19 protein-coding genes are annotated in these 25,530 nt (G+C 45.9%); 15 read left to right on the top strand and 4 right to left on the bottom strand.

Features of this window, described 5'->3' with window-relative positions; translation table 11 throughout:
- The first annotated feature begins 18 nt into the window (after nucleotides 1–18).
- The 8 genes from AC6ESP_RS03840 (at nucleotide 19) to AC6ESP_RS03875 (ending at nucleotide 11,636) form a co-directional block, all read left to right on the top strand.
- Entirely contained in the window at nucleotides 19–1,014 is a 996-nt protein-coding gene (locus AC6ESP_RS03840; RefSeq protein ID WP_497095348.1) for an alpha-E domain-containing protein, read from the top strand.
- Nucleotides 1,011–1,898: a transglutaminase family protein gene (locus tag AC6ESP_RS03845; RefSeq protein ID WP_497095349.1), complete on the top strand. Its 888-nt coding sequence runs from the start codon at nucleotides 1,011–1,013 to the stop codon at nucleotides 1,896–1,898. Before AC6ESP_RS03840 ends, AC6ESP_RS03845 begins: the two co-directional genes overlap by 4 nt.
- 172 nt (nucleotides 1,899–2,070) lie before the next feature.
- Nucleotides 2,071–2,763 carry a DNA alkylation repair protein gene (locus AC6ESP_RS03850; RefSeq protein ID WP_497095350.1) on the top strand — a complete coding sequence of 231 codons (693 nt, stop codon included), beginning with the start codon at nucleotides 2,071–2,073 and terminating at the stop codon, nucleotides 2,761–2,763.
- A gap of 294 nt (nucleotides 2,764–3,057) precedes the next feature.
- Nucleotides 3,058–3,345, top strand: coding sequence for a hypothetical protein (locus tag AC6ESP_RS03855; RefSeq protein WP_497095351.1), 288 nt, complete (start codon nucleotides 3,058–3,060; stop codon nucleotides 3,343–3,345).
- Nucleotides 3,342–7,625, top strand: coding sequence for an endo-1,4-beta-xylanase (locus AC6ESP_RS03860; RefSeq protein WP_497095352.1), 4,284 nt, complete (start codon nucleotides 3,342–3,344; stop codon nucleotides 7,623–7,625). Before AC6ESP_RS03855 ends, AC6ESP_RS03860 begins: the two co-directional genes overlap by 4 nt.
- A 294-nt stretch (nucleotides 7,626–7,919) precedes the next feature.
- On the top strand, nucleotides 7,920–8,885 hold the full coding sequence (locus AC6ESP_RS03865; protein WP_497095353.1) for an ABC transporter permease: 966 nt from the start codon (nucleotides 7,920–7,922) through the stop codon (nucleotides 8,883–8,885).
- An 18-nt stretch (nucleotides 8,886–8,903) separates the two neighbouring features.
- Nucleotides 8,904–9,782 carry a carbohydrate ABC transporter permease gene (locus AC6ESP_RS03870; protein WP_497095354.1) on the top strand — a complete coding sequence of 293 codons (879 nt, stop codon included), beginning with the start codon at nucleotides 8,904–8,906 and terminating at the stop codon, nucleotides 9,780–9,782.
- Nucleotides 9,783–9,932: 150 nt separating this feature from the next.
- Nucleotides 9,933–11,636 (top strand): extracellular solute-binding protein, encoded by a 1,704-nt coding sequence (locus tag AC6ESP_RS03875; protein WP_497095355.1) that lies wholly within the window; start codon nucleotides 9,933–9,935, stop codon nucleotides 11,634–11,636.
- A 110-nt stretch (nucleotides 11,637–11,746) separates the two neighbouring features.
- Here the strand turns inward: AC6ESP_RS03875 and AC6ESP_RS03880 are convergent, their stop codons facing one another.
- Together AC6ESP_RS03880 and AC6ESP_RS03885 are read right to left on the bottom strand one after the other, a co-directional pair.
- Nucleotides 11,747–13,351, bottom strand: a complete 1,605-nt coding sequence (locus tag AC6ESP_RS03880; protein WP_497095356.1) for a response regulator — start codon at nucleotides 13,349–13,351, stop codon at nucleotides 11,747–11,749.
- The gene (locus AC6ESP_RS03885) at nucleotides 13,329–15,041 is read right to left on the bottom strand and encodes a sensor histidine kinase (protein WP_497095357.1); all 1,713 of its coding nucleotides are present in this window, start codon (nucleotides 15,039–15,041) and stop codon (nucleotides 13,329–13,331) included. Before AC6ESP_RS03885 ends, AC6ESP_RS03880 begins: the two co-directional genes overlap by 23 nt.
- Nucleotides 15,042–15,319: 278 nt before the next feature.
- On the opposite strand from AC6ESP_RS03885, the gene AC6ESP_RS03890 reads away from it, so the two are divergent.
- From AC6ESP_RS03890 to AC6ESP_RS03905, 4 genes are all read left to right on the top strand, one after another.
- Nucleotides 15,320–15,802 carry an RrF2 family transcriptional regulator gene (locus AC6ESP_RS03890; RefSeq protein ID WP_497095358.1) on the top strand — a complete coding sequence of 161 codons (483 nt, stop codon included), beginning with the start codon at nucleotides 15,320–15,322 and terminating at the stop codon, nucleotides 15,800–15,802.
- A gap of 32 nt (nucleotides 15,803–15,834) precedes the next feature.
- Nucleotides 15,835–16,053: a DUF896 domain-containing protein gene (locus AC6ESP_RS03895; protein WP_497095359.1), complete on the top strand. Its 219-nt coding sequence runs from the start codon at nucleotides 15,835–15,837 to the stop codon at nucleotides 16,051–16,053.
- A 60-nt stretch (nucleotides 16,054–16,113) separates the two neighbouring features.
- On the top strand, nucleotides 16,114–17,106 hold the full coding sequence (locus AC6ESP_RS03900; protein ID WP_497095360.1) for an LLM class flavin-dependent oxidoreductase: 993 nt from the start codon (nucleotides 16,114–16,116) through the stop codon (nucleotides 17,104–17,106).
- A 157-nt stretch (nucleotides 17,107–17,263) separates the two neighbouring features.
- Nucleotides 17,264–18,145 (top strand): NAD(P)-dependent oxidoreductase, encoded by an 882-nt coding sequence (locus AC6ESP_RS03905; protein ID WP_497095361.1) that lies wholly within the window; start codon nucleotides 17,264–17,266, stop codon nucleotides 18,143–18,145.
- A 392-nt stretch (nucleotides 18,146–18,537) separates the two neighbouring features.
- Here AC6ESP_RS03905 and AC6ESP_RS03910 read toward each other — a convergent pair whose 3' ends face one another.
- A complete protein-coding gene (locus AC6ESP_RS03910) occupies nucleotides 18,538–19,986 on the bottom strand; it encodes a SpoVR family protein (RefSeq protein WP_497095362.1) in 1,449 nt (482 codons plus the stop codon).
- 297 nt (nucleotides 19,987–20,283) lie between these two features.
- Between AC6ESP_RS03910 and AC6ESP_RS03915 the strand changes: the two genes are divergently transcribed.
- The gene (locus AC6ESP_RS03915; RefSeq protein WP_497095363.1) at nucleotides 20,284–21,477 is read left to right on the top strand and encodes an ATP-binding protein; all 1,194 of its coding nucleotides are present in this window, start codon (nucleotides 20,284–20,286) and stop codon (nucleotides 21,475–21,477) included.
- 41 nt (nucleotides 21,478–21,518) lie between these two features.
- Here the strand turns inward: AC6ESP_RS03915 and AC6ESP_RS03920 are convergent, their stop codons facing one another.
- Complete coding sequence (locus AC6ESP_RS03920) at nucleotides 21,519–22,337, bottom strand: GGDEF domain-containing protein (RefSeq protein WP_497095364.1); 819 nt, start codon at nucleotides 22,335–22,337, stop codon at nucleotides 21,519–21,521.
- 261 nt (nucleotides 22,338–22,598) lie between these two features.
- On the opposite strand from AC6ESP_RS03920, the gene arfA reads away from it, so the two are divergent.
- Nucleotides 22,599–24,107 (top strand): arabinosylfuranosidase ArfA, encoded by a 1,509-nt coding sequence (arfA, locus tag AC6ESP_RS03925; protein WP_497095365.1) that lies wholly within the window; start codon nucleotides 22,599–22,601, stop codon nucleotides 24,105–24,107.
- Between the two features lie 111 nt (nucleotides 24,108–24,218).
- The gene (locus AC6ESP_RS03930; RefSeq protein ID WP_497095366.1) at nucleotides 24,219–25,127 is read left to right on the top strand and encodes an ArsR/SmtB family transcription factor; all 909 of its coding nucleotides are present in this window, start codon (nucleotides 24,219–24,221) and stop codon (nucleotides 25,125–25,127) included.
- Nucleotides 25,128–25,530: the final 403 nt, after the last annotated feature.

The raw sequence follows: 25,530 nt of genomic DNA on the forward strand, positions 1-25,530 counted from the left end.
AGAAACGGAGGGATCGCTATGCTTAACCGAAACGCTGAGGCATTATTTTGGATTGGACGCTATATGGAACGGGCAGAGAATCATGCAAGATTAATTGATGTCCACTATCATCTGCAGGCAGAGGATGAAAGAGGCGTAGATATTGGCGGTCCAGACGATGAAGTGAAGGAAGTGCCATGCAAATGGACGCGGATTGTGGATGCTCTGGGCAGCAGAGATTCCTACGAACAGCAATACGGCCAATATAGCGAGCCAGAAGTGCTGTATTACACGACTCTTGATCGAGATAATGCCAATTCATTGGTATCCTGCGTCAGCCATGCCAGAGGGAACCTGCGGACGCTGCGTGAGAAGGTACCGAGTGAGCTATGGGATACGGTCAATGCCTTCTATCTATGGCTGCGCGAGAAGCAGCCGGAGGATCTGATGCGCGAATCGCCTCATCTATTCTACGGACGGATTAAGGAATGGACGGCGCTATTCCAGGGCTTCGGACAATCGGTTATGCCGCGGGAGAATGAATGGCATTTCATCGAATGCGGACGTTACTTGGAGCGGGCGGAGAATACGCTCCGAATTATTAAGGCTGTAGGCAATGCAGCGAGCGGGGAAGGCTGGAATAGTGTAGGGGCATACTCTTATCTTCATGCGGTATTGAAGTCGGTGAGCGGCTATCAATCGTTCCGTCGTTATTATGCGGATGGTCTATCGGTGGAATCCATTGTTGACTTCCTTATTCTCAATTCAGCCTTCCCGAGATCGGTACACTTTGCCCTGCATACGCTCGATGAACATATGCGGCAAATTGAGCTTCAGGATAAGCAGCTGCGCACGGCTCATGACCGGGTCATCCGGCAGGTTGGCAAAGTGAAGGCCGATCTTGCTTGCTTAGATCATGAAGATATGATTATTGACCGCAATGGCTCCATCGTCGGGCATCTGCTGGATACTTGCCAGACGCTGGGCGTATCGTTCGCCAAAACCTTTTTTCGAATGGGGGAGGCAAGCGCATGAAGCTCAACATCTCGCATGTGACGCATTACGATTACGAAGAGCCGGTTACGGACAGTGTCAATGAAATCCGGCTTACCCCTAGCACGAATGAACGTCAGTCCTGCTATCAGCAAGCGATCTGGATTGAGCCTAACGCTTCTCTGTTCACGTATGAGGATTATTTTGGCAATCGAGTACACTCCTTCTCTGTGAATCCAACTCATCGGAAGCTGACGATTCGTACGCAGATGACCGTTGTTACCAAAAACGCACCGAGTCCAGAGGAGCAGGCTGCATTATTGAATGGCAAGCCGGCAAGGGAAGCTTGGTTATGGCTGGAGTCAGATGAGGCACTGAATCGTTTTGCTGAGTTTCTATTATCGACGGAGTATACAGAAGCCACGGAGCTCGTGGGAGATTACGCAAGAAGTGTCAGTGACTCCAAGGCAGCTGACATTAGCGTATTAGGCTGGCTGATGCAATTGTCGAGCAAGATTCGGACAGAGTTCATCTATGATCCAGATGCGACTACGGTTAAGACCAAAGCGAGCGATATGATCGAGCGCAAGCGAGGGGTATGTCAGGATTTTGCTCATCTCATGATTGCTTGCTCAAGAGCGCATCATATTCCAGCTCGTTATGTGAGCGGATATCACTTCGTAGGTGATCTGCAAGGAGGAGCAGCTGATTTCGAGCAAGCCTCTCATGCATGGGTTGAGGCGTATGTACCGTCGCTCGGCTGGTGCAGCTTCGACCCGACGAATAAGGATCCCGTAGGTGAACGATATGTGAAGCTTGGACATGGCCGAGACTATAAGGATATCGTTCCTGTAAAGGGAGTATATCGTGGCAGCGGTGAACAGCGGCTTCACGTGACGGTGGACGTAAGGAAAATTGAGGATTAGACAATCATGCATACAAATAAGCTGCAAGCATCAGACACTCGTGTGATGCTTGCAGCTTATTTGGTGTTGCCGCATAAGAATAGGATCAGCGCAGCTGGAGCGCTGACTTATGAGAGTAGGTACGATATAGTAGAGCTAGCATTTTATCTTGGGAGTCTAAGGAGCTATATCCATGATTGTAGAGCAAGGGATAAGAGAACAGTTATTGGGGATGGCGGAGGAGAAGTACCAGAAGTTTAGTTCAGCACTCATTCCGACTATTCATAATGTGCTTGGTGTTCGGCTGCCGGCACTGCGTCAGCTTGCGAAGGGGATCGCGCAAGGAGACTGGCGCTCCTATCTGAAGCATGCTGAGGATGACTATTTCGAAGAAGTTATGCTGCAGGGAATGGTTATCGGGTACCTATCAACAGATGTGGAAGAAATATGGCATTATGTTACTGAGTTTGTGCCGAAGATCGATAACTGGTCCGTATGCGACAGCTTCTGCGTTGGCTTGAAGTTCACGCAGAAAAACAAGGGGCAGGTATGGGAGTGGCTGCAGCCCTACTTGTCATCGAACAAGGAATATGAGCTGAGGTTCGGTATCGTTATGCTGCTCAATTATTATATTGAGGATGACTATATAGCAGAGGTTCTGCAATTGCTGGATCATGCCAAGCATGAGGGCTACTACGTGAAAATGGCGGTTGCTTGGGCGCTATCTATCTGTTATATTAAGCAGCCGGAGCCGACGATGAATTATCTAAGTCGTCATCATACGCTGGATACGTTCACTTACAATAAAGCTTTGCAGAAAATTACAGAGTCGCGGCAGGTGACCGAGGAGAACAAAGTCTATATTCGCAGTATGAAGAGGAAATAAACGAAGAGTATTTGGACAATTCAGAATGAGGCTGCATGGCGGTATTCTATCGCCTGCAGCTTCTTTTTGTTCTTACGAGAAAGGGGTATCGTTCTGTACTTTGACCTTAGTTTAACCGTCAGTTGATGTGTAAGTTAATATATTGTTATTTGCTTTATGTATTTGTTATATGGAAACGCTTTCCTGGACGTTATAATTCAACTACGGTTGTATTTTGCATACTGCTTGGAAAAATCATTAATTAATGATTAGAGGGAAAAAGCATGGATGAAAAGGAGGAATAGATTTCTTGTATTGTTGCTGATGGTTGTTACACTCAGCTGTGTAGTGCTTGGCTGTACCAAGGAAAAAGAAGCAAGCAACGAGGAAAATGGAGAAGAGCAGATAGAAGCTTCTACAACCATAGATGTAAATGAGAGAGCAAGCGCGCTTGGGAGTTCAGAAGCGGAGCGCCATGGGATGTTTTGGGCCTATTGGGAGTTTGGAGCAACCTTTGGTCTATATGACCGCAAGAGAGCTACTTGGAATGAAGAGCTAATGCCACACTTTTCCCATCACAATAAAGGAGGATATGAAGTATGAAAATACAAAAACGAATATCATTGTTCATCATTTGCGCTCTATTGGCTACAATTATTCTACCGCTCCCCCGCACTCAACAGGTGTATGCAGCGGACTCATTAACGACCATCCTAGCAACTGATTTCGAAGACGGTACTTTGCAGGGCTGGGCTCCAAAAGGGAGTGAGTCGATAACGGTTACTGACAGTGTATACCATAGCGGCTTGCATAGCTTGTTTATCACCGATCGCACAGAGAATTGGGAGGGACCGAACTATGTGTTGTCGGAGCTTCTGGCCGTTGAGAGCACCTACACGGTTAGTGCATGGGTCAAGCTTGCCCCAGGTACTCAGCCAGCTGATATTAAGCTGACCATGAAGAGCACTGTGGATGGGCAGGATAACTGGGAGCTGATAGGAACGGCTGGACAGGCTGCTGCATCCGAATGGACATTGATTAGTGGTACATATACGACTGGCAGCAAGAATGGCTTCTATGAGCTGTATGCGGAATCGGCAGCGGGCACCTCGTTTTATTTTGATGATGCTTCCATAACGATTGAGAATGCTCCATCAGGTCCAGAAGGTGAGGATGGTATCAGCACGGACTTCGAGGATGGCACTCTGCAAAATTGGCTGCCGCGGATTGGTCATGAACTAATGACCGTGGCGGATGATATCGCTCATAGCGGTACGAAGAGCATGCTGGTTGAGAACCGCAGCCGCAGCTTCCATGGTCCGATGCTTTCACTTAAGGAGCAGCTATTGAAGAACACGCAATATGAGCTTACGGCCTATGTGCGATTGAAGGAAGAGCCAGCTGCTGATGTCAAACTTCAGATGACGGCTTATAAGAAATCAGGTGCGGAGAGCTGGAATCCGCTCGATGTCACGACCATTAAGAAAGCGGATTGGCAGCAGTGGCATGAGCTTAAGGGGCAGCTGCAGTACAGCGATTCTCCGTCCGAGCTGAGCCTATTCATCGAAACGCCTTACATCACGGAGGATACAGTTGATACGTTGTCTTTCTATGTGGATGATGTGATGATCGACTCCACTGAAGGATTAACCATTCAGGATGACATAGTGGGATTGAAGGATTATTTTGCAGATGCGTTCCCAATTGGTGCTGCTGTCTACACTTGGCAGTTGGATGGGACATATGGCGAGCTTCTCAAAAAGCATTTCAACAGTATAACCGCCACCTATGAAATGAAGCCGAAATTTATAGCTCCTGCTGAGAATGAGTATATGTTCGATGTGGCAGATAACTATGTGAAATTCGCTGAGGACAATGGGATAGGGCTGCGTGGACACGCGCTGCTATGGCATATCGATGCTGCGGAGTGGATGTTCACAGACAGTAATGGCCAGCCTGCCAGCCGTGACCTGCTGTTGCAGCGTCTTCAGTCTTATATCGAGACAGTAATGACACGCTACAAAGGTAAAATATACGCTTGGGATGTTGTAAATGAAGCTATTGCAGACAATGGCGGGGATGCGGACGGTGTAAGAATTTCACCGTGGTATGATATTATTGGGCCTGACTATATTGAGAAGGCCTTCGAGTTCGCTCGCGCTGTAGACCCGGATGCCAAGCTGTATTATAACGACTACTACACAGAGGTTCCGGATAAAAGAGAGCATATTTACCAGTTGCTGAAGCGGCTTAAGGAAAAAGGGCTCATTGATGGAGTAGGACTGCAATCTCATTATGGTATGAATACACCTCCAATTGAAGAGATTGAGAAGACGATTAAGCTATTCTCCTCTCTGGATCTGGATATTCAAATTACTGAGCTGGATGTGGATAGTGGCTATGCTCTAGGGACAGTGATGCCGGCAGATATTGCGGCTAAGCAAGCCTATCGCTATAAAGAGCTGTTTGATTTATACAAGGCTTATAAGAATGTTATCTCCTCGGTGACGTTCTGGGGTCTTCAGGATGAGAAATCCTACAACAATCAGGCGTTTCTGTTCGATGACAAGCTTCAGGCTAAGCAAGCTTACTGGGGGGTAGTAGATCCCTCAACGCTGCCAACGCTGACGAACCGTATGGTATCATTCATGGCATCGCCAGACATTACTAATCAAGCTAAGGCTGAAGCTGTATGGAATCAGGCACTGCAAAAGAAGCTTAAGAGAAGCGGAACAGAGGTCGCTTCATTCCGGACACTATGGGATGAGAATAATCTCTATGTTCAAGTCGCGGTTAATGATGCTACCCGTGACGAAGCGGATAGGGTAGAGCTGTATTTGGATGAGAATAATGGAAAGACAACAGAATATGAACAAGATGACCGCCACTTCAGCTTGAATCGGGGAGGTACAAGTACGGGTGCATCGGGGATCGCTTATCAAATGAGGGAGTCTTCAGATGGCTATACACTAGAGGCTGCAATTCCTTGGACCAACATAACACCGCTTGCTGGAGAAGATATTGGATTCGATGTTCGTATTGAGGATTCGCACGAGGCTGAGCTATCACCCATCTATTGGAATGACAGCACACTATCGCAAGATAGCGATACTAGCAAATATGGTGTTCTTCAGCTTGCTGACATGCCGAGGTCAGCGGAATCGATTGAAGGCTTAGCTACTATTGATGGATTAATAGATAGCGTATGGGAGAGCACGGAGCCGTTCACGGTTGCTCCCATTAATGGAGGCATCGCTTCGGCACAAGTAAGATCGTTGTGGACGGATGATAGTATTCTGCTGTTGATTGATGTAACCGATCCCCTGCTGAAAGCGGATGATCCAATGCCTTGGCTGCAGGACTCGGTGGAAGTATTTATCGATGAGAATCATCAACGTACCTCCTTCTACGAATTTGATGATGCACAATATCGAATCAATATAAACAATGAAGCGACGTTTGCAGGCAATGCCTCACCTTCACGCCTCGAGAGCGCAGTCGTTCAGACAAAGAATGGATACCGTGTCGAACTGAAGATTGCAATGGCTAGTGTCAAGCTTCAGCCAGGCAGCGCAATCGGTCTGGATATCCAAGTGAATGATGATCAAGGTGATGGGAATCATGGCAATGCCAAATGGAATGATCCAACGAATGAATCATGGCGCAACACGTCCCAATTCGGAATTATGACCTTTGTGGAGGCATCTAATAACACGGGAATTCCTCCTGGCAGCGGGAATACGGGTACTGCTGCGGGTGATGAAAAAGTATTGACTATTAGTGAGGATAGCCTCAAGAAAGGTTCTAATGGGCAACTGACAATCGCTATTCCGCTGAACATACAGCAAATTCTACTCCCGCTTAATACAGGCAAGCTCCTAGATGGCAACAAGCTAGTTTTAACTAAAGGGGCGGCAACACTTACGATTAATTCTTCTGTTCTTCAGTCCTTCATGGAACAGCTGAATACTGCACAACAATCTGGAGCAAAGCTGTCTGTTCGTATTGCACAGGCAAGAGAAGCATCCGGCGTGCAGCCGATTAATGGGGAGCAAGGAGCAGCAGCGAAATTCATCGGCGAGGAGAGCTGGTCATTCGAGCTGTCCATCATTCAAGCGGACGGACAAGAGATAGAATCAGGCGTATTCAACGGTGCAGTTGAGCTATCCTTCTCGTATGCAGCAGATAAGGCTGTGAAGAAACAGCTATTGGGCATTTATACATGGAATGATCTTATTCGCAAATGGGAGTATGTCGGAGGCAAGGTACATGAGAGTGGAAGCAGTGTGTCGGCCGAGCTTGCTCATTTCAGTAAATATGCATTGCTGGAGTACGATAAGAGCTTCAATGATGTAACGCAGAAGCACTGGGTCTATGATGAGTTGAAGGCTCTAACAGCCAAGCAGCTTGTTCAAGGCAGAACCACTGCTCTATTCGCTCCAGAGGAAGCTATAACACGTGCAGAATTCACCTCACTACTGGTACGTCTGCTTGGGCTTAAGGAGCAAGGAGTGTCTCGATTCAACGATGTTGCCGATGGCAAATGGTTCTCTGCGGCAGTTAACGCTGCTTATCATGCTGGAATCGTCAAGGGAGTAGAGGCAGGCCGATTTGCTCCTGATCAGAACATTACTCGTGAAGAGATGGCTGTTATGCTAGGCAATGCCTATAGTTATCTGGAGCTAGCGGATAATACTGTGCCAAGTGCATTGGTCGAGTATGCGGATAAGGAGAGCATCTCCTCATGGGCACAGGATAGCGTGAAGCTTGTTTCTGCACTAGGGCTAATGCAAGGGAATGGCAGGGAGAAGTTTGTGCCTGGAGCACAAGCGACTCGTGCGGAGTCTGCACAAGTCATTTATAATTGGATGACCAGCCTGTAATCTAATGAGTAGTCATTTATTGTAAAGCAGCCTCCATTGTCGCCTGAGAATTAATCAGGCGATAATGGAGGTTTTATTTTACAAGGTAATACTTTAAATCTATTAAAAGATAGAGTAGTTCTATTTCTTGCAGTGGACGGTACCATTTCTGCATGTGCAAATAGCATTGATATTAACATATTGTTATCGATGCTTGTAATTTATCATTTTAGCCATTCCTGAGGCCATCTATAATAAGGACAGACGAGAGAACAGATCAAAGTCACGTCATTATAATAGAAGGGAAGCGCACACATGAAGAAATCAACTATTCCATCCGATGTCCTAGCAGATTCGGGCTTACAACCGGTACAACGCACGGAGCACAGCTCCAAGTGGCGTAGATCACTCGTACTGGATGCGATGCTGCTGCCTGCGGTCATCCTCACTCTAATCTTTTCTTATTTGCCAATGGCTGGACTCGTAATCGCTTTCCAAGATTTCAAGCCTTGGCTAGGCTTCTCTAAATCGAACTGGATCGGGCTAGAGCACTTCCAATATTTATTCAGTACACCGGAATATGTGCAGATCATTTGGAACACCGTTATTATTGCCGGAATGAAGATGGTGTCCGGATTGATTGCTCCTTTCACCTTCGCTCTCCTTCTCAATGAGGTGAGGAAGGCTGCCTTCAAAAGAACGGTTCAGACACTCGTTTACTTGCCGCATTTTCTATCCTGGGTCATTATGGGTGGAATATTGCTGGACATGCTATCTAGTGAAGGGCTGGTCAATCAGTTCTTAGGCGCCGTATTCGGCATACAGCCGATTTTCTTCCTGGGAGACGGCAACTGGTTCCGAGCTATCGTAGTCGTAAGTGATGTATGGAAGGAATTCGGCTTTGGAACGATCGTATTCTTGGCGTCACTCGCAGCAATCAACCCGGCGCTCTATGAAGCGGCTGAAGTCGATGGAGCGAACAGATGGCATCAGACTTGGTTTATTACGATTCCGGCCCTAATCCCGATTACGATTGTCGTCGGTACCTTGTCGCTTGGCAATATACTGAATGCGGGCTTCGACCAAATCTTCAACTTGTATAATGCACTCGTATTCGATAAAGGGGATATTATTGACACTTTTGTCTATCGTATCGGTATCGTGGATGGCAAGTTCGGATTCTCTACAGCAGTCGGATTGTTCAAGTCAGTCGTAGGCTTCGTATTTATCGTAACCGCGTACCGCTTGGCTTACAAACTAGCCAATTACCGTATTTTCTAGAAGGGATGGACCAACAGCATGTACTATAAAACAAGAAGCTACCGATTATTCACTATTGCCAACTATACTTTTCTAGCGCTTTTATCGATTGCCTGCATCATTCCACTCATTCATATTCTAGCCGTTTCCTTCAGTGGAAAGGCGGTAGCGAACGCTAATCTAGTCGGGTTATGGCCAATAGAATTCACGGTTGATGCTTATTCTAAGACGCTGGCTAATGAGAACTTCATTCGCTCCCTATGGGTAGCCGTTCAACGGACATCGCTCGGTACGATCATCAGTATGGTACTGGTTATACTAGCAGCGTATCCGTTATCCAAGGAAGTCCATCAATTTAGGCGCAGAAGCGTGTATACCTGGTTCTTCGTTTTCACGATGTTATTCAGCGGCGGGTTAATCCCACTCTATATTCTCATTCAAGAACTGAACATGATGAATACGCTGTGGGTGCTTATTATTCCTGGGGCAGTGTCAGTATGGAACATGATTCTTCTGCTTAACTTCTTCCGCGGAGTACCGAAGGATTTGGAGGAAGCAGCCTTCATCGATGGAGCTGGCCACCTGCGGACACTGTTCAGCGTTTACTTACCAGTATCAATGCCTGCCATTGCTACACTGTCGTTATTCTCGATGGTCGGCCATTGGAATTCATGGTTTGATGGATTGATCTTTATGACCGATCATAAGAACTACCCGCTTGCTACATTCCTACAGACCATTATCGTCCAGCAGGACTTCAGTAAAGTAACCGTGCGGCCGGAGGATCTGGAAAACATCTCACAAAGAACAGTTAAATCGGCTCAAATCTTTATCGGTATGGCTCCAATTCTATTCGTCTATCCGTTCCTACAGCGCTTCTTCGTTAAAGGTATTGTGCTTGGAGCTGTGAAGGAATAAGAAGAAAGGGACATCCGCTCTCGTAGTGAGCATGTGCTCAAGAGTATATATTGGAAGGGGGGTGCCGCTTAGCAACTGCTTCTATAATGAGAGCGTAAATAAGAATCAGACAGATGCACAAACCAATATATTCAACGGGGGAAATAACCAATGATTAATTTCAAAATGCTGAAAAAGCCTTTGGTCATCGTTATGTCAGGCGCAATGCTAATTGGCTTGCTGGCTGCCTGCGGCAATGACAATAACAATGCGGATTCAAAAGGTAACGATGCAAGCAGCGACTCTTTCTATTCGGCTAAGTTCGAGAACGGTAAATATGTCGAGCCGGTATCCATCTCAACGGTTTTCCCGATCACGACTAACATTAAATTCAAGAACGGCGAGAACATCGAGAACAACGTTCATACCAAATGGGCCAAAGAAACACTCGGAATTGATATCAAATACTTATGGACGGTAAGCGATCAGAACAATGCATACCAGACGAAGCTTCGTCTGATGCTTACATCCGGTCAGGAAATGCCTGATATTATTGCATTCCGCGGTGATCCGGCACTGATCAGCGATCTGATCGAGAGCGGTCAGTTCACCGATGCAGGTGAGTTATTCGATAAATACGCTTCGGATACGTACAAGGAAGCAATGGCGCAGGATCCAAGCGTATGGAATCCGTACATTCGTGACGGCAAGCGGATGGGTATTCCGATTCTGGAGAATGCCTATAACAATGATCCCGTCATGTATATCCGTGAAGATTGGCTCAAGAAGCTGAACTTGAAAGCTCCGACAACGCTAGATGAGCTGGAAGTGGTTATGGACGCATTCACGAATCAGGATCCAGACGGCAATGACAAGAAGGATACGACTGGGCTATCGGTTGGTTTTAAAAATAATCTAAACACGTGGATGTCCGATACAGGCTGGGTGTTCGGAATGTTCGGGGCAATGCCTAACCAATGGAACTTAGGCGCGGATGGCAAGCTCGTATACGGTTCTATCCAACCGGAGATGAAGCCTGCACTTGCTAAACTGCAGGACTGGATGAAGAAGGGATACATTTCTCAAGAATCCGGTCTGTATGATGAAGTAAAAGCTACAGAAGCTTTCACAGCGGGCAAATCCGGTATTATTGTTGGTCCTTATTGGATGACAGGCTGGCCAATTCCAGATCTGAAGAACAATGTACCGTCGTCTGAGTATAAGCCATATCCACTGCCTGCTGGTCCAGATGGCAAGGTTGGACGTCATGGAACGCCAATCAGTACAGGTGCGGTCCTCATTAATAAAGATATGAAGAACAAAGATGCATTCTTCGTCTATCAGAACTATTTGTTCGATAACTGGGCTAACCCAGACGGAGAAGGTCCATTCTCCAAAGGCTTCGCAGAAGGCTATGATTATGCAGTAGGTCCGAATGGCGAACTGTATAGTCAGCAGGAAAGTGATAAAATTGAAGGCGGATGGGTTGAACCGATTCGTTACACGCTAACCTTCGATGGAGCGATTATTCCGTTCCTGCGGATTAATGGTCTTGTGAAACTGGCGAATGGCGAAAAGCCATCGACACCCTATGAACAGACATTGACAACTGCTATTCCAGAACAAATGCAAGCAGCGAAGGTCGTTCTTGATCAGCAGGAAGCGATTATGCCTAATATGTTCACGGGTACTCCTACTGAAACTCAGCTATCCAAAGGTGATATGCTGAGCAAGCTAGAGAAAGAAGTACTTAACAAAATTATTTATAACAAAGCGCCTATTGAAGAGTTTGACACATTTGTTGAACGTTATACTTCCTCTGGTGGTGCGAAAATTACAGAAGAAGTAAATAGCTGGTATGAGTCTGTTAAATAAGTATTGAGGTATCTACAAATGATAAGGTGGTACAGGGAGCTATTCCTGTACCACCTTATTTGTTATTTCTATTGAAGTTTGCTCAATTACACCGATTATGAGTTCATTTCTTATGCTTTATCCCGGTAATCCTGTGGAGTCATTCCATAATGCTCTTTGAATACTTTGATGAAATATTGCGAGTTGGAGTAACCAAGCTTATCGGAAATTTCATACACCTTGTCAGAGGTATTGCGGAGCCAGGCGACGGCATGCTCCATTTTGGTACTTAGAATATATTCACTGAGACTTGTGCTCCATAGCTGTTTGAATAGCTTTGAGACGTACACAGGATGCAGACCGACATGATCCGCTACCGTTTGGAGACTGACCGAAGATAGATTGGCTGCAATAAAGACTTGAATATCACGGATGACAGCCTGCTGCTGGTTAGAAACATCCTTCTCTAGCTTATGCTGTAGAACGTCGACAACCTTTTGTGCCCACTGCAATAGCTGAGAAAGAGAGCGAAAGGTCTGTTCATAGATGAGCTCCGTCCCGATAACATCGGACAGGAGAGTGTTATTGCGGTGAGCCATATAATGAAAGGAAGACATAAGTACCGTTCTAGTGGCATCGAGATGCTCTTCGGTTTGCTCTGTTAACGCTCCGAAGGCAGTTTCTATTTGCTGCAATCGTTCTTTGAAGCCGTTCCACTGGGCAGTCTCCAATAGATGAATAAAGGTTGGGGGATCATATAAGACATCCATCGATCGTATCAATGGGGTTTCGAGCTGCTCCGTTAGTGCAACAAAATAACCGGTCCCATTCCCGACCTGTTTTCTAATAGCGGCTACTGCATTCCCATACATATTTCGGATATCACGGCCGAAGCTGCCTGGAGAGGATAGAATGACGGATATGCCCCCTCCTAAGTATTCATTCACGTTCCGATGCAACTGAAGGGAGCGGTGGGTTAGCTCTTTTTTCAGACTGCTGATATCTTGAGGCTTGCTCGTTGGTTTCGGAGTGAGCATGAATACAAGATAGTCATAGGAATCTCGGCAATGCCAGGTCTCAAAATCATCCTCGAGCAGCTCACAGGCGATATTCGTCACAGCATATTCGAAGAGCAGCAGGCTACTGAGGCCATAGCGGGTGAAATGCTCTTCTAGCCGTATGACGAGAAGGAACACAGTATCCTCTGTATGATAGGTGAGAGAATAGCCCGACAGCTTGGCCGCAATGGCATCTTCGGAATAGATCTTTCCTTGCAGCAGCTCATTCAGAAGCTTGTCCTTCATAACTGGTAGATGCTCTCGAAATGTAGAGAAGGCCTGCTCATAAGAAGCGGTAAGTTCCAGCTCCTGCCTCATAATCTGAATCGTTTTCTGAAGGCACTCAGCCAGCTTATTGTGATCTAGAGGCTTAACTAAATATTCTACGACCCCCTGCTTAATCGCTTCCTGTGCATATTCGAATTCGGCATAGCCCGTTAGTAGAATACATTTGATCGATTTGTTGTTAATCTGTTTAATAAGCTCCAGTCCAGTCATACCTGGCATAGATATATCTGTAATAATAATGTCGATAGATTGTTTCTCTATGACTTGAAGAGCTTCCATGCCAGAGTAAGCTTTATGCACCTTCTCAATGCCATATTGGCTCCAGGGAAAGGCGATTTCGAGATCATCAACGACATAGGCTTCATCATCAACTAACAATAGTTGCAGCATGGTTGTCCTCCTGCTTCTGAATGGTAATGATATAACTGGTTCCCTCTGATAACTGCGATTGAATGGTCAGGCCAGACCGCATGCCAAAATAAAGCTTCAGACGTTGATGGACATTACGCAGCCCCGTCCCAATTCTATTCTCCGAGAGGACGAATTGCTCGATATTCTGATTAACCCACTCGAGCTTCTCTTCCGACATGCCGACTCCGCTGTCTTTTATTAGTATATGGATGACCTGTTCATCTTCTTCTACGGTAAGTGTAATATGGCCAGGATGAAGCGATGGCTCTATGCCATGCTGAATGCAATTCTCTACTAGTGGCTGAAGAATCATTCTGGGCAGACGGTACATCCTGAGATGCGATGGAACATCAAGCTTGAAGGTCATCGTCTTCTTGCGTAATTGCAGAATAGACAGGTAATGCTCGACGAAAGCAAGCTCCTCGTTAATGGTGGAGTCGATATGTTCGATCTTGTGTACATATCGGCTGTAGGCACCAAGATGAAGCGTCATGGCAGTGACCGATTCATAATCCTCTACGCTGGCTTTACTCTGTATATAATTCAAGCAGTTATAGAGAAAATGTGGATTAATTTGCGCTTGATACTGTCTCAGTCTTGCCTCTTTAACCTCGAGCTCCCCTACAAGCACCTGCTCAATGAGCTTCTGGGTGTTCTCAGCCATGCGATTGAAGGAGTTGCCTAGCATTCTGAATTCAGTCGCATGAAGCTGAGCTACCCGGCTGGAGAAGTCTCCTCGGTCGAATCTGTCGATTGCCTTTCTTAGCACAACGACGGGTGATTGAACTTGCCTGCGCAGCACAAGGCTGTATATGAGAGAGATTAGCAATAATACGACTATGGCAATAACAAACAGCGTATTGTTGCGAGAGATAGGCTCAATGAACTGGCGCATCGGGTGATAATCAATAAAATATAAATCGAGCAGATTGGACTTCATATAGTTCAGTAAATATTCTGTTCCGTTGTCATCTACCGATAGAAAGCCGCTATTGCCTTCAATTAACGGAATGATCCTGCTTGTCGTGTCTTCCAGCAAAGGAGAGGACCCATTCTGAATGATAATATGGTTATAAGAATCATAGAGCAGAGGGGTTCCTGACGTATATTGCTTCATCATTTTACGTAAATTATCGAGCGATACTCTCGTTTCAATCCAAATCGGCCCTATATGGCTGCGGGTCAAATTCGAATAATAGCCTGTACCATCTGGATTCATATGAGCAACCCACTTATTAAGCGGCTGAGAGGGAAGATTGAATGTCGAGAAGGACAATGTAGGATCAGAAGAGACCGTTTCCTTCAAATCCGGATAATATAATGTAATCGTATTGATCCAAGAAGTTGAGGCGCTATTAAGAGCGAGCTTGTCAATGATCGTCAGCTTCGTCTCGTATTTGGAATAATGATCACCGAATTGAAGGACGTATGGATACCCTCGGACGGTCTGATCCTCCGACATTGTAATCGTATTCATAAGTACCTGCTCGAATTGTGTGGACAGCTGTGAAGTCATGAACTTGACCTCGCCAATCTTATTCTTTTTCAATTCTGCTTGAATGTCAGAGACATTAAGCCGGTAAATAATAAGGAAGATAATGACGATGAGAATGCACATAAGCACCAGGCCCATCATGAGTCTTTGAAAAATAGAAAGTCCTGCTTTCATAGTTGTCTGTCCCCCACAGTTTCTAATTACATTACCTTCTATTTTACTATATTTCAGAGCTTAGATGGAAAAAGGTTGTGAAATGATGTCCTATTTGCATCAACAATATACCGAATGCTGATGATTTGCCAGCGGATGGATTGACCTTGCCATGACAAGTCTAATTTGTCTTTTAGAGCATTTTACGATACAATCATAATAAACCGGACAATGATTATCCGCTTTATTATGAGTTGATGCTCTCAGTTAAGAAATATAAGGATAAATAGGTGATTCTCATGCAAATGAAAACGGGCGTTGAGCAGTCGATATATGCGATATCTCTATTGAGTATGCTGCCAGACAAAGCTGTGTTGCCAGGAGAAGCGATTAGTCAGAAGCTCAGAACCTCGCCCACTTATTTTCAAAAGCTGCTCAGAAAGCTGGTTTCTGCGGACCTGATTACCTCTGTCCCGGGAATGAAGGGCGGCTTCAAATTAAAAAAGAGACCGGAAGACATTCGTGTATACGATATTTATCTAGCTATAGAGGGGCAACAATCCTTATTCTCATCCAGCGGTGCACTCGATGATATCCTTGATTTGGAGAAGGACGAGAAATGCTGCTCATTATCGGATCTGATGGAGAGGGCAGAGTCTGCCTGGAAATCGGTGCTAAAAGATGAAACAGTAGCCTCATTATCTAATGAGCTGTATAGGGAATGTTATACAACCGAGCTTGAAGCGCTGCAGGAATGGCTGAAAGAAAAGATGGTAATCTAAACCATACAACAAAGATAAGCGAGGAGAACCATATGATAGTTAGCTTGAAACGAATTAATGAATTAGCGAAAAAACAACGTGAAGAAGGCTTGACGAATGCGGAGTGGGTGGAGCAGCAAGTGCTGCGCGAGGATTATTTGCGCGAAATCCGCGGTCAGTTCGAGAGTACGGTATCCACCCTTAAGATTGTTGATCCCGATGGGAACGATGTAACACCTGAGAAGGTTCGTCAGGTGAAGAGAAGACATTAACAACAGCGTAATGGTGACTTAGATGAATATCGTTAGCAGTAGAGAAGGGATGTTGAACAGATGAGACTTAGCGTATTGGATCAAGCCCCCGTCACGAAGGGGAATACACCAGCGGGCGCCCTTCTGAAGGCAGAGGAGCTTGCTATACTCGCGGATGAATTAGGCTATACGAGAATGTGGATGGCTGAGCATCATGGAGGCCTGTCATTCTCAAGCTCGGCTCCTGAGGTGACAGCTGCTCACTTGGCTGCAAGAACGAAGAAGCTTCGCATTGGTACTGGCGGAGTGATGATGATGCATTATTCTCCGCTCAAGCTGGCCGAAGTATTCAAGACGCTTAGCGCTTTTTCACCTGGGCGGATTGACTTCGGGGTAGGCAGAGCTCCTGGCGGCGATACAGAATCGATGTATGCTTTGTCTGAAGGACGCCAGCCGATGTTCAACAACATGTATGAGAAATTTCATACAGCATTGCAGCTGATCAACGATGAAGCACCGGATGAGGAATTGTACAAAAAAATGGTGGCCGCGCCTGCTCATATCGTACTGCCGGAAGCATGGCTGCTCGGATCGAGCGGCAACAGCGCGATGCAGGCTGGGCGTATGGGCGTAGGGTATTCGTTCGCTCAATTCTTCAACGGTCAGATGTCCAAAGAAATTCTGAATGTGTATAAAAACAACTTCATTCCGTCTGCCTTCATGGAGAAGCCGGACATTAGCGTCACCTATATGGTGACAGTGGCAGATACGAAGGAAGAAGCAGAGTTTGAAGCGGGCCCTCAGGATATCGCGCGTTTATTAATGATGAGAGGCAAATTCGGGAATCTGCTAACTCCTGAAGAAGCACAAAATTATCCACTCACGGAAATCGAACGCATGACGATCAAAGAAAATCGCAAGCTGCATTTAGTAGGAGATATGAAGGAAATTGCAGCCCGCTTGCAAGATGAGCAGCAATATTACGGGTATGATGAAGCGATGATATGCAGTATTCTCCACTCCCAGGAGAAACGACTGAACGTATATCGTTTGCTGGCAAGAGAATTGCTGTAAGGAAATAATAGACATAACGAGCTTTCATTCTGCCATTAGGGCAGAGTGAAGGCTTTTTGTGCATTCGCGGCAGTGGCGGCTCATTCGGCGTTGTGCTTTTAATGCTCCCATCCAGTATGGTATATTACCATTTATCAGGATGGAGGGCGGTAACGGAATGGGACTTAACAAAGAACAGACGGTCATTGGTTTAGTGGGCACGGGCGTGATGGGGAAAAGCATGGCTGGCCATTACATCAAAGCTGGTTATGAGGTCCATGTATATACTCGCACGAAGGCCAAAGCAGATGAGCTGCTTCAGCAGGGGGCACACTGGCAGGACACACCGGGACAGCTGGCGCAGCATTGTAATGTCATTATTACGATGGTTGGTTATCCGAGTGACGTAGAGGAAGTGTATTATGGGGAGCAGGGCATTATGCGGCAGGCGAAGCCAGGCAGCTATCTGATCGACATGACAACATCGAGCCCTGCACTTGCCGTTAAACTATATAATGATGCACGAGAGCATCAGATGAATTCGCTTGATGCGCCGGTCTCGGGCGGAGATATCGGAGCTAAGGAAGCGAGATTATCCATTATGGTAGGCGGGGATAAGGCTGTATTCGATGAGGTGCTGCCGCTGTTCGAGCTCATTGGCAGCAATATTGTGTACCAGGGAGTGGCTGGCAGCGGACAGCATACGAAGATGTGCAATCAGATCGCTATAGCAAGCAACATGATCGGTGTATGCGAAGCGCTTGTCTATGCTCAAAAAGCTGGTCTCGATCCGTCTACCGTACTTAGCAGCATTGCAGCCGGTGCAGCAGGCAGCTGGTCGCTCAGCAACTTGGCTCCGCGTATCATTGCCGACAATTATGCTCCCGGCTTCTATGTGAAGCATTTTATTAAAGACATGGGAATCGCATTACAGGCTGCTGAGGAAATGAAGCTCGACTTGCCAGGCTTGTCGTTAGCCAAGTCCTTGTATGAGCAGCTTGCTGCGATGGGCGAGGAAGAGAGTGGTACACAGGCTCTGTATAAAATATTAAATAAATAACGAGCACGAAGAAGACTAATCGCTGAACGAGCGGTTAGTTTTTTTTATGATCTGCTAGGGTAAATGCTTTTGGAGGATTGCATTCACCCGGGATATGCACATATTAATTGACACAAATATAATAAGCCGGCGAGATACACTTTCGACTGTTTATTTGTGTTCCCCGAGATAGGAAGCTCGTGAATAGGTTGGATAACGGAGAATTAATGATGTAAAGATACAAAAAAACGACCATGCTTCTACAGGAGAAGCATGGTCGGCAATGTGTAGTTAGATTCGGACCACCTGTACAAAGGTAGAAATCGACCGTCAGGCGAAAGGTGCATAGGTAGAACTCAACGAGTCGGTCTGTTTGTGTATATGGCTCAATATTGCAGAGCAAGTTACACCATCTACACAAACTTCCGACTCGTCTTCTTCCCATCGCAGCTGAACACGATTTTTTTATCCTCCACCACAGTTTCCAGATGAACCGACTTGCCCCACAGCTGAACGACGTAGGGGAGCGTGCGCTCGACGTACTTAAGATCAAGCTCCGTGCCCTCGTAATGATGCTTCAGGTAGAGCTCGCCTACACGGTTGAAGTCGCCGTCATTGACGACGATGTTCGGGAAGCCGCCGTTGACTTTGCTGTACACCAGCTGCTCACGGATGTTCTCCCAAGATTTATCGGTAATCTTCCACTCGGGACCCTTCTTCTCGAAAATATACAGATCGAGGTCGTCGACGAGCGGCTTCGTCAAGTAATTGCGAAGGAAGGAGATATCCGAATCATCCTCGCGGACCTCGAATATTTTCTCGCGGCCACGGCCGGGGACACGCCCGAACCGGGCTTGCTCCTCCTTGGTCGGGTTATCCCAGCGCTTCTCAATATCCTCGAAGATCTTGAGGCCAAGATAATAAGGGTTCAAGCTATGACGCGATGGCTGTACGACAGAGGAGTTCAGCATAGCGAACTCGATGGTCTCCTCACTCGTGAGCGGAAGCTCGCGAATGATACGTTGGTGCCAGTATGAAGCCCAGCCTTCGTTCATAATCTTCGTCTCAATTTGCGGCCAGAAGTAGAGCATCTCGTCGCGCAGCATCGACATGATATCACGCTGCCAATCGGTCAGCTGAGGAGAATACTCCTCAATAAACCATACGAGGTCCTTCTCCGGCTCAGGAGGGAAATGCTTGACGGATGCAGCAGCCTGTGCGCTGGCAGCTTCGGCTTTCTCATCGGAATCGAGCGACCATAGGTCATTGTAGTCAGACTCAGCAGGATGATGCTTGTCGGAACGATTCTTTTTCTTCGTCAGCAGCTCAATGTAGCGGCTTTTATCCAGCTGATAAGGCTTGATGATGGTTGGATCCACATGCTCCTGAATGGCAAGCACAGCATCAATAAATTTCTCAACTGCCTCAGAGCCGTAATCCATCTCATATTGATGAATACGATCCGCTGTAGCAGACATGCTCTCCACCATATTGCGGTTGGTCTCTCCGAAGCGGGCATTGTTCTTGAAGAAATCACAGTGAGCGAGAACATGGGCGACGATAAGCTTATTCTGTATGAGCGAATTGCCATCGAGAAGGAAGGCATAGCAGGGATTGGAGTTAATGACGAGCTCGTAAATTTTGCTTAAGCCAAAATCATACTGCATCTTCATTTTATTGAAGGTTTTTCCGAAGCTCCAATGGCTGAAGCGGGTCGGCATGCCGTAAGCACCGAACGTATAAATAATGTCTGCTGGACATATTTCGTAACGCATCGGGTAAAAATCCAGTCCGAACCCTTCCGCAATCTCCGTTATTTCATCGATGGACCGCTCCAACGCGCGAACCTCATCCTGGTTCATTCGCCATCCCCCCGTACTTGATAATACCGTTCATACCATTTGTATGTGGAGCTGGGCAAGTTTATGTCGATTGCGGCTTGCGAAATATTGTATAGTCATACTCTTGGCTTATAGGTATCAGATATGGAAAAGTTAGCCTATTTGTAGTAAGATGAAAACAATGAAATTACTTCAAATCCTGACAATTTGCGAGCTTTTCATTCAGATTAGTTGCAGGAATAAAGGAAGTCATCTGTCATTTTCCCAATAATAACGTCGATTATTCATGGATTGCTGTATATTATGGCGGCGGGATTAATGTTCATCATTATTACACCTAGATTCCTGTTCTTTAATCAACGTCGTAAGCTGCTGTTCATTGGTTTGTTCACGATGCTATTGTTCATCTATTTAAGCATCGAGCGAGAGGACGCATGGGTATTTGGATTGCATTTGGTACCTCTCATTGTCACATTAGCCGTATTGTATGAAGGAGTTATTGCGGGAATAGTGATAGGTGCGTTCTATACTGCTGGTAGCGTATTCATTATGAATACAGAATGGATACCTACAGCTGCTGGAAGCTTAATGGTCGTGGCACTCGGCAACTGGTTTCATTACAAGCTCAGAGGAGTTTCTCAGCATTGGATGGCTATCATGTATACAATGCTTGTGGCTGTTTACTTAGGATGCTTCCTTGCAGCGGCGGAATTAACAGGAATTGTAATGGTACAAGGGGATACTGTAGTGATCTGTATAGCTTCTCTTGTGTCTGCGGTAATCATTAATTATATTTATTTTTATGCGAAAAATCAGGAGTACTTGCAGCAAGAGCTCATCCTCTCGGAAAAATATCAAATGATCGGACAACTGGCTGCGTCTATCTCGCATGAAATCCGCAATCCGTTAACGACAACTAGAGGCTTCCTTCAATTGATGGGTAAGGATAATATTGATCGCGAGACGCTGGAACGTTATCGCAGACATGCCTTTGAAGGAATCGATCAAGCGAACTCGATCATAACGGAATATTTGTCTTTCTCCAAGCCTAGCAGAGAAGAGATGAAGCCACTAGACATTAAGCTGGAGATAGAGAGTGTCATTGAGTGGCTTAGACCCTACTCACTCTTATCCAACATTTCGATTCATATGTATCATCTTACGGACAATTCTTTGATGATGGCGGGTGAACCTAAGAAGTTACGACAATGCTTGCTTAACGTAATGAAGAATGCTGTGGAAGCGATGCCAAATGGAGGGACATTAACGGTTCATACGAAGCTTGTTGGACAGACGATACAGATCATTATTAGAGACACAGGCGAAGGAATGAGCACGGAACAGCTGCAGAAGCTGGGCAAGCCATATTTCTCTACGAAAGAAAGTGGAACAGGTCTTGGACTTATGGCTGTCATGCAGATGATCAAAGAAATGGATGGCCGTATCATGTTCCGCAGCAGAGTGAATCAAGGTACGATATGTGAAATGCATTTCGAGAGTCTTGCTATCTAAAAAAACCTTGCAGCATTGAGCCGTAGTTTGGCTTCATGTCTTCAAGGTTTTTTGTGATTCTGTTTGACTAGATACATAGCGAGGTCCGCATCGGCGATTAACTGCTTTAAGCCGGTATACACACCCTGATTCGTGCTTATACCAATACTTGCAGATATGGATACGAACTTGCCGTTAATACAGAAGGGCTCAAGAAACGCATTCGTTATTTTGTCCTCTACCATTCGAATCCCCGTGCCATCTGCCAGATCCTTGAAGCAGATAATGAATTCATCACCGCCGTAACGAATAACTCGATCCGTCTTACGGACATTCTCTTTCAGTCGCTCCGCTATTCCGATGAGTAATAAATCTCCGAAGTCATGTCCATATTCATCATTAATATATTTGAAATCATTGAGATCAATGAACATAACGCCTATCGGCATTTCTGTGCTGTTGAAGAGAATATCTAAATATCTTCTATTGTACAAACCCGTTAGGCTATCTGTGATGGTCGCATTCTCCAGCTCAATCGCATAACTGAGTAAGGAGGCTGATGACTTTAGAAGGGCAAGCTCGTCCTGCTCAAGCTCGATTGGATTCTGATCAAGAATATGAATGGCACCGTATGAGGAATGGGAGCTTGTGAGAATAGGGATCGTGATATGCGGATAAGCCTCGAGTGCTGTGTTGATGGCGATAGATGTAGGGAGCATTTCCTGACAGATGAGGGGCTCATGCCTGTTGTATACCTTGACGATATGGCTGGTGGCATCATCATTAATGACAATAACGATGGTATGGACATTAAGCAATCGTCTCAGCATAAGGATTACATGATCCGAAGCATCCTCTAGCGAGCGAATTGAATTGTTCATGCTTGTTTCTCAACTCCTGCGATATAGGTAAACCAATTTGGTCTATCCGTTTCAGTTTAGACCAAATACGCGCAGGACTCAACTAGTTAGCTGAAGATTTCCAGAAAATGATAGATATTTTCTTTTGAATTAATGAATTTATTAGTTCTAAAAAAGTTGAATTAGGTATTGAATTATTTATCAGCTTGTTGTTTAATAGGTGTAGATGAATATAATCATTTACTAATTCAGTATATTATTAATCCAAGGAGTGAATACGACATGGCAAACAAAGCAAAAATGATCGTGGACAAAGATTTCACAATTGGTGAAGTGGATAAACGAATTTATGGTTCTTTTATAGAGCATTTGGGGCGTGCGGTGTACGGCGGTATTTATGAGGCTGACCACCCAGAGGCAGATGAGCAGGGATTCCGTTCTGATGTTCTTGAATTGGTGAAGGGTCTGGATGTACCGATTGTTCGTTATCCCGGCGGGAATTTTGTTTCCGGTTACAATTGGGAGGATGGCGTAGGACCAGTCGATCAGCGGCCAAGAAGATTAGAGCTCGCTTGGAGAACAATTGAGCCGAACTGGATCGGTTATAATGAATTTATGGATTGGTGTAAGAAAGCAAATACAGATGCGATGATGGCTGTTAATCTGGGGACTCGTGGTCCGGATGAAGCACGTAATCTGCTTGAATATTCGAATCATCCTTCAGGCACGTATTGGAGCGATCTTCGCATTCAGCATGGCTACAAGGACCCGCACAACGTGAAGACATGGTGCCTTGGCAATGAGATGGATGGGCCATGGCAGATCGGTGCGAAGACTGCTGTCGAATACGGCCGTATTGCGAATGAGACAGCTAAGGTGATGCGTTGGGTCGATCCGACAATTGAGCTGGTGGCATGTGGAAGCTCCAGCCTAGCTATGCCGACGTTCCCGGATTGGGAAGCAACTGTGCTAGATCTGACCTATGATAATGTAGACTATATTTCACTTCATCAGTATTACAACAATTCGAATCGAGACTCGGCTAACTTCCTTGCGCAGTCCCTTGGTATGGATAGTTTCATCAATACGATTATATCTACAGCTGATTATGTTCAAGCGAAGAAACGCAGTAAGAAGAAAATTAACCTGAGCTTCGATGAATGGAATGTATGGTTCCACTCTAACGAATCCGATAAAAAGCTTGATCCTTGGCAGATTGGGCCGCCTCAGCTCGAAGATATTTATACACATGAAGATGCGCTTGTTGTTGGAACGATGCTAATTAGCTTACTGAAGCGGGCTGACCGTGTGAAAATGGCTTGTATTGCACAGCTGGTTAATGTTATCGCACCTATTATGACAGCCAACGGCGGTGCTGCATGGAAGCAGACCATTTATTACCCTTACATGCATGCCAGCTTATTCGGACGCGGTACAGTGCTTGTTCCGCTGCTTAAGTCGTCCAAATACGATTCGAAGGAATATACAGATGTTCCACATATAGAGTCTGTAGCTGTTCATAATGAGGAGAAAGAGGAAGTGACGATCTTCGCCGTGAACCGTCATTTGGACGAAGCGCTGCCTTTCGAGATTGATCTTCGCAGCTTCGGCTCATTCCGGGTTATTGAGCACATCGTATTGGAGAGTGATGACCTCAAAGCTCGTAATACGGTTGACGCTACGGATCGCGTGAAGCCGCATACGAACGGTGATGCCACTCTCGAGAATAATGGCACGATTGTCGCAACACTGAACAAAGCTTCTTGGAATGTGATAAGAATCAAGCTATAATACAGGCAGGATAAGGATAATGGGGTGTCCAAGAGTCAAGCAGCAATGACTTTTAGGATACCCCATTTTGTACGATGGTTAGGAAGTGGAACAAGGGAGGTGCTGTAGAAGGTGATAAAAGCAAATACGAACCCCGTCTGGCTACCGTTGTATGAAGCTTTGGCCAGCCAGGTCAGGCTTCATATTATTGAGCTGCTTGCAGGGAAGCCAATGAATGTGAAAGAGCTTGCTGAAGCTTTAGGCTTAAGCAGCGCGATCGTGACTATGCACATTCGTAAGCTTGAGAAGGCGGGTATTATTGAAACGAAGATGGTAAGAAAGCAGGGCGGGACACATAAGATGTGTACGCTATCCGAATATGCCATTGAGATTGAGCTTCCGCATCCTGCTCAGAGCACGAAGAAGCTGCATGAGATTAGTATACCGATTGGACATTACACCGAATACGAGGTACATCCCACCTGTGGACTTGCTACCCCAGAGAAAGTAATCGGACAGTATGATGACCCAAGATTCTTCCTTGAGCCTGAACGGATGAATGCGGGGATTCTGTGGTTCGGCAGAGGCTATGTCGAGTACAAGGTGCCGAATTATCTGCTTCCGGGCGAGCGTCCGTCGGCTTTGGAGATCGTTCTTGAATTAGGCTCTGAAGCTCCAGGCTTCAACGCGAACTGGCCTTCAGATATTGATTTCTCATTGAATGGCATTCCAATTGGCATGTGGACAAGCCCAGGAGATTATGGCGAAATTCGCGGGAAATTCTCCCCATCCTGGTGGCATGATTACGTGAATCAATATGGCTTGCTCAAAGTCATACGTGTCGAGGAGAGAGGGACGTTCATAGATGGACAGCAGGTGTCAGATGTCGGCATCGATCAGATTGGGCTGGATCGCAATCATTGGACCTTCCGCCTGACTGTGAGGGAAGATGCAGTCCATGTAGGTGGTCTTACTCTCTATGGAAAAGGCTTCGGCAATTACAATCAAGACATGATATTCCGTGTCTATTATGAAGAATAAGAATTGATCCTAATAAGCAGAAGACGAAGAAGAAGAGTGGCCCCAAGGGCAATGTCATTAAGTTAAACTCAGAGACAAGATCGTGAATAGAAAATGAATCCGAAACGGCATAGGAAATAGTCCTATGCCGTTTCGAATTTTATACAAGCAAGAAAAATGGGTACAGCAAACAAGCGGATGGAAAATCCGCTTAAAAAATGTTCATAAGAACCGAATTATGCTACTCTGTAAACGAAGCTAACTGCAGATTTGTAACGGATTTTGCGCGTATTCTGCTGCCCTGGTCGAATGGGTCGAATCGGCAAAACGTTTCTTCGAATCAGCGCTTCAACATCGGGCGAGGGTTCCTCATCTCTTGAGCGCAGGAAATGTCTACAAACGTGAACGGCAACCGTGAAGTTGA

The organism is Paenibacillus xinjiangensis, assembly GCF_059686975.1.

Excerpts from the sequence above, each read along its gene's own strand:
- AC6ESP_RS03840 (WP_497095348.1), top strand. The coding sequence starts at position 19 with ATGCTTAACCGAAACGCTGAGGCATTATTTTGGATTGGACGCTATATG.
- AC6ESP_RS03845 (WP_497095349.1), top strand. The coding sequence starts at position 1,011 with ATGAAGCTCAACATCTCGCATGTGACGCATTACGATTACGAAGAGCCG.
- AC6ESP_RS03850 (WP_497095350.1), top strand. The coding sequence starts at position 2,071 with ATGATTGTAGAGCAAGGGATAAGAGAACAGTTATTGGGGATGGCGGAG.
- AC6ESP_RS03860 (WP_497095352.1), top strand. The coding sequence starts at position 3,342 with ATGAAAATACAAAAACGAATATCATTGTTCATCATTTGCGCTCTATTG.
- AC6ESP_RS03865 (WP_497095353.1), top strand. The coding sequence starts at position 7,920 with ATGAAGAAATCAACTATTCCATCCGATGTCCTAGCAGATTCGGGCTTA.
- AC6ESP_RS03870 (WP_497095354.1), top strand. The coding sequence starts at position 8,904 with ATGTACTATAAAACAAGAAGCTACCGATTATTCACTATTGCCAACTAT.
- AC6ESP_RS03875 (WP_497095355.1), top strand. The coding sequence starts at position 9,933 with ATGATTAATTTCAAAATGCTGAAAAAGCCTTTGGTCATCGTTATGTCA.
- AC6ESP_RS03880 (WP_497095356.1), bottom strand. The coding sequence starts at position 13,351 with ATGCTGCAACTATTGTTAGTTGATGATGAAGCCTATGTCGTTGATGAT.
- AC6ESP_RS03885 (WP_497095357.1), bottom strand. The coding sequence starts at position 15,041 with ATGAAAGCAGGACTTTCTATTTTTCAAAGACTCATGATGGGCCTGGTG.
- AC6ESP_RS03890 (WP_497095358.1), top strand. The coding sequence starts at position 15,320 with ATGCAAATGAAAACGGGCGTTGAGCAGTCGATATATGCGATATCTCTA.
- AC6ESP_RS03895 (WP_497095359.1), top strand. The coding sequence starts at position 15,835 with ATGATAGTTAGCTTGAAACGAATTAATGAATTAGCGAAAAAACAACGT.
- AC6ESP_RS03900 (WP_497095360.1), top strand. The coding sequence starts at position 16,114 with ATGAGACTTAGCGTATTGGATCAAGCCCCCGTCACGAAGGGGAATACA.
- AC6ESP_RS03905 (WP_497095361.1), top strand. The coding sequence starts at position 17,264 with ATGGGACTTAACAAAGAACAGACGGTCATTGGTTTAGTGGGCACGGGC.
- AC6ESP_RS03910 (WP_497095362.1), bottom strand. The coding sequence starts at position 19,986 with ATGAACCAGGATGAGGTTCGCGCGTTGGAGCGGTCCATCGATGAAATA.
- AC6ESP_RS03915 (WP_497095363.1), top strand. The coding sequence starts at position 20,284 with ATGTTCATCATTATTACACCTAGATTCCTGTTCTTTAATCAACGTCGT.
- AC6ESP_RS03920 (WP_497095364.1), bottom strand. The coding sequence starts at position 22,337 with ATGAACAATTCAATTCGCTCGCTAGAGGATGCTTCGGATCATGTAATC.
- arfA (WP_497095365.1), top strand. The coding sequence starts at position 22,599 with ATGGCAAACAAAGCAAAAATGATCGTGGACAAAGATTTCACAATTGGT.